Origin of the sequence: uncultured Gemella sp. (genome assembly GCF_963525875.1) — a bacterium.
In the GTDB taxonomy this organism is placed as follows: domain Bacteria; phylum Bacillota; class Bacilli; order Staphylococcales; family Gemellaceae; genus Gemella.
In genome coordinates this window covers 1-4,586 of record NZ_CAURMG010000071.1, presented here as the reverse complement: position 1 = coordinate 4,586, position 4,586 = coordinate 1, and the positions used below count along the sequence as shown (strand labels likewise).

General features: G+C 30.2%; 5 protein-coding genes. All 5 read left to right on the top strand.

Going from position 1 to position 4,586, the window contains the following annotated elements; genetic code table 11:
• On the top strand, nt 1–1,296 hold a 1,296-nt coding region (locus RWQ73_RS07725), incomplete at its 5' end, for a ribonucleoside-diphosphate reductase subunit alpha (RefSeq protein ID WP_314407790.1).
• 24 nt (nt 1,297–1,320) lie between these two features.
• Nucleotides 1,321–2,289 carry a class 1b ribonucleoside-diphosphate reductase subunit beta gene (nrdF, locus tag RWQ73_RS07720; protein ID WP_314083708.1) on the top strand — a complete coding sequence of 323 codons (969 nt, stop codon included), beginning with the start codon at nt 1,321–1,323 and terminating at the stop codon, nt 2,287–2,289.
• Between the two features lie 9 nt (nt 2,290–2,298).
• Entirely contained in the window at nt 2,299–2,865 is a 567-nt protein-coding gene (locus RWQ73_RS07715; protein ID WP_314407789.1) for a histidine phosphatase family protein, read from the top strand.
• A gap of 88 nt (nt 2,866–2,953) precedes the next feature.
• Nucleotides 2,954–3,517, top strand: coding sequence for a histidine phosphatase family protein (locus RWQ73_RS07710; RefSeq protein WP_314407787.1), 564 nt, complete (start codon nt 2,954–2,956; stop codon nt 3,515–3,517).
• Nucleotides 3,518–3,882: 365 nt separating this feature from the next.
• Nucleotides 3,883–4,586 (top strand): YSIRK-type signal peptide-containing protein (locus RWQ73_RS07705; protein ID WP_314407786.1); only part of this gene is annotated, 704 nt, incomplete at its 3' end.

Genomic DNA, 4,586 nt, shown 5'->3' with positions numbered 1-4,586 from the left:
GATGAAGAATTACGTCTTCCAACGATTTCTACAGGTATTATCGTACCATCATTATTCTTTGATTTAGCTCGTGAAAATAAAGACTTTTACATGTTTGGACCGCATTCTATTTATGAAGAATATGGTTTAGTGTTAGACGATATTGATATTGCTAAATACTATGATGAGTTTGTAGCTAATGAAAATATTATGAAGCGTAAATTCGATGCTCGTGATATGCTTAATCTTATTGCTCAAACTCAACTTCAATCAGGTTATCCATACTTAATGTTTAAAGATAATGCTAATAAAAATCATGCACTTCGTGAAGTTGGACAAGTTAAGATGAGTAACTTATGTACTGAGATTTTCCAATTACAAGAAACTTCGATAATTAAAGATTACGGAGAAGGAGATATTATTAAGCGTGATATTTCTTGTAATTTAGCTTCATTAAATATTGTGAATGTAATGGAAAGTAAAAAAATTAAAGAATCTATATATTCAGGTATGGATTCACTAACATTTGTAAGTAATTCTACTAAGATTAAGAATGCACCGGGTGTAGTAAAAGCTAATGATGAGTTCCACTCTGTAGGATTAGGTGCGATGAATCTAAATGGATATTTAGCAAAAAATTGTATAGCTTATGAAAGTGAAGAAGCTAAAGATTTTGCGAATGTCTTCTTCATGATGATGAACTACTATACATTAGAACGTTCAATGCAAATTGCTAAAAAACGTAAAGAAACATTTAAAGACTTCGAAAAATCTGATTATTACAATGGAAGTTATTTTACTAAATATATTGAAAATGACTATTTACCAGTAACAGATAAAGTGAAAGAGTTATTTGAAGGAATCTATATTCCAACAAAAGAAGACTGGAAGAGTTTAAAAAATAGAGTAAAAGAAAATGGTCTATATCATGCTTATAGAATGGCTATAGCACCGACTCAAAGTATCTCTTATGTTCAAAATTCAACATCAAGTGTACTGCCAATTGTTGACAAAATTGAACGTAGAAGTTATGGGAATGCTGAAACATTTTATCCAATGCCATACTTAAGTCCAAAAACTCAATGGTACTATAAATCAGCGTTTACTATAGATCAAATGAAACTTATTGACTTAATGTCGGTGATTCAGGAACACGTAGACCAAGGTATTTCTGTGATTTTATTCGTAAATTCTGATATAACAACAAGAGAACTTGCTAGATATTATATTTACGCACATCACAAAGGATTGAAATCACTATATTATACAAGAAATAAATTACTTTCTGTAGAAGAATGTACGTCTTGTTCTATATAGAAAAGAGAGGATAAATTACTAATTATGAAAGCAGTAAACTGGAATAAACAAGATGACTTAACATTTATGTATTGGCGTCAAAATATTGCTCAATTTTGGGTTGATACTGAGTTTAAAGTATCAAAAGATATCAAGAGTTGGAACGAAGATTTAAATGATAAAGAACGTGAGGCCTATAAAAAAGTATTAGCTGGTTTAACTGGTCTTGATACTCAGCAAGGTGATAAAGGTATGCCCCTTGTATCTCTACATACAGAAGATATGAGAAAACAAGCTGTGTACAGCTTTATGGGAATGATGGAGCAGATTCATGCGAAAAGTTATTCAACAATATTTACATCTTTAATCCCTTCACAAGAAACAGATTACTTATTAGATGAATGGGTTCCTAGTAACCCAGAACTTCAATATAAAGCGAAATTAATTGAAGACTACTATATGAAACTGTTCAAGCCAGAAGTTCCTAAATATGACCTATATATGGCTCGTGTTGCTTCAGTATTCCTAGAAAGTTATATTTTCTATAGTGGATTCTTTTATCCATTATATTTAGCTGGACAAGGAAAGGTAACGACTTCTGGAGAGGTTATTCGTAAAATCTTATTAGATGAAACTATTCACGGAAGTTTTACAGGATTTGATGCTCAAGAATTGTTCAAAACTCTTACTCCAGAGGAGCAAGAACGTGCTGAAAAAGAAATGTATAAATTATTATTAGATTTATATGAAAATGAATTAAAGTACACTAAAGATATATATGATGAAATTGGATTGTACGAAGAAGTAAAAGATTATGTAGAGTATAATGCTAATCGTGCTTTAGCAAACTTAGGATATCCAGGATATTTTGAAGATAAAGAGATTAATCCAATTATCGAAAATGCAATGAATACAAATACTAAAAACCATGACTTCTTTAGTGTTAAAGGTGATGGATATGTAGTTAGTATGAATATAGAATCAATTGAAGATGAGGATTTTATTTTTGAATAGGTAAAAATCATGAAAATATTATTAGTAAGACATGGTGAGACAGATTATAATAAAAATAGATTGATTCAAGGTCATAGTGATATTGAATTAAATGAAACTGGAAGAAATCAAGCGACAGAAGCAGGAAAAAAGCTAACTGAACATAATATAGATTATGCTTTTAGCAGTCCATTAAAACGCGCTGTTGAAACAACTAGACTTATGCTTGATAACTCTAATAATAATCAAAATATTTCCAAAGAGATAATTACTGATGAACGTTTAATTGAGAAATTTTTTGGGATTTTTGAAGGTAGTACATTTGAAGAATATTTTTCTGCATTAGATGCACAAGAAGGTTTGGAATCAATCGAAAAAGATGAAGATGTATATGAGAGAGTTAATTCATTTTTCAATGAACAATATTTAAAATATAAAGATGAAACAATTTTAGTTGTTTGTCATGGTGCATTAATCCGTATATTTTTAACTGTAGTAGGAGTATATCCAAATACGACTACATTGGTGGATAATACTGGATTAAATATCTTAAACTATGATGGACAAGAATTTATATTAGAGAAATTTAATATTTAGATAACTAGGGAACGACTCAAAATTCTGATTTTGAAGAAATCATTTTTAAGAGTCGTTTCCTAATTTTTCAAGTAAAGGAGATGGTAATATGCGTATAATTTTAGCAAGACATGGAGAAACTGATTATAATAAAAATAAAATGGTTCAAGGTCACACTGACATACCGCTAAATGAAGAAGGTATTCGTCAAGGAATAGCAGCGGGTAAAAAAATTGAAGGTTATAAAATTGATATAGCATATAGTAGTAATTTAGTAAGAGCGTATGATACTGCGAGATATATGCTGGATAATTCAAATAGTGAAGATAACAAAAAGCTACCTGTAATAAAGGATAAAAGATTAATTGAAAAATCATATGGAGGATACGAAGGTGTTTCTTTTGCTGAATATGGAGCAGAGATGAAGGCTGGAGAAACAAGAGGAATGGAATTAGATACAGAAGCAGCAGATAGATTAGAGGCATTTTTCATAGAAAAGTATAAAGAACATCCAGAAAAAACAATGTTGGCAGTATGTCATGGCGGTTTAATTCGTTCTTTCTTAACACAAAAAGGTATCAAAGAAGTGTTGAGAGGAGTAATAGTAAATACTTCAGTTAGTGTTCTTGAATATAATGGGAATAAGTTTGAACTCATAGAGTTTAATAAGTAAGTAGTTAATAGAAATTTTTTCTAATGTATTGCAAGAGGATAATTTTTTAAAATTGAGTTATTTAAAACTTTGATTTTGAAAGTTATCCTTATTTTTATTTAGAATTTAATAGTTGTTAAGATTACAACGTAAGATAAGTTTTTTAAAATAATTTAGTTGATTTTTTTATGTATCTTGATATTTATAGTAACATATGAAGTTATTTCTGTAAACCTTGTAAATTGAAAATATTACTGAAGAAAATTTATCTATATATCTTTTCATATAAAAATTAAAAAGTCTAATTATTTTATATAAAATGTTGACTGGTTATATTAAATAGTATATAATTCTATATGAAAGATGATTTTAAAAGGAGTGTTATTATGAGATTGAATAAAAATACACCGTATGAAAAATATAATACATTTAGTATTAAAAAATTTAAAGTAGGAGTAGTATCCGTGCTAGTTGGTTCTACATTTTTTGTTGCTGGAGGAGTGGCTTTAGCAAATACTTCAAGTGGGAATACAAATAATGGAGCAGCTGTATCTACTGAGAATAATGTTGGAAACTCTCTTCAAGGAGTACCTCGTACAGCGAAAGTAAGAAATGAAGATGGTGTACCGGGAACAACATTAGGAAGTGATAGAGCTGCATCAACAGAAAATACTGAAACAAGCAACAATAATGAGAATTCTAGAGGGATTGCTAGTGCTACAGTATCAGCAAATTATGCTGGGAAAGTAAGTCTTATCGGTCAATGGACAGGTGAATCACACGAAAAAAAAGATACTGAAAATGCATATAAGAATGCTACAGATAAATTAGGTAATCCATTGCCTAATACCGGTCTTTTCCGTAGTGTCGCAAAAACTTTTCTTGGTTGGTCTGATAAGCCACCTGTAGATGGAAAAATTGCAGATGGTGCAAGACTGTTCTCCCCAGAAGACACTTTAGCTACAGCCTTTCCAGATGGATTGAAAGCTGATTCCAAGCTATACGGTGTATATGCCAGTTTAAATGACCAGGATGAGCCTTTCCCTACAGATAAATTTTCTATGGGATTTGCGATTATAGGTGGAATGAA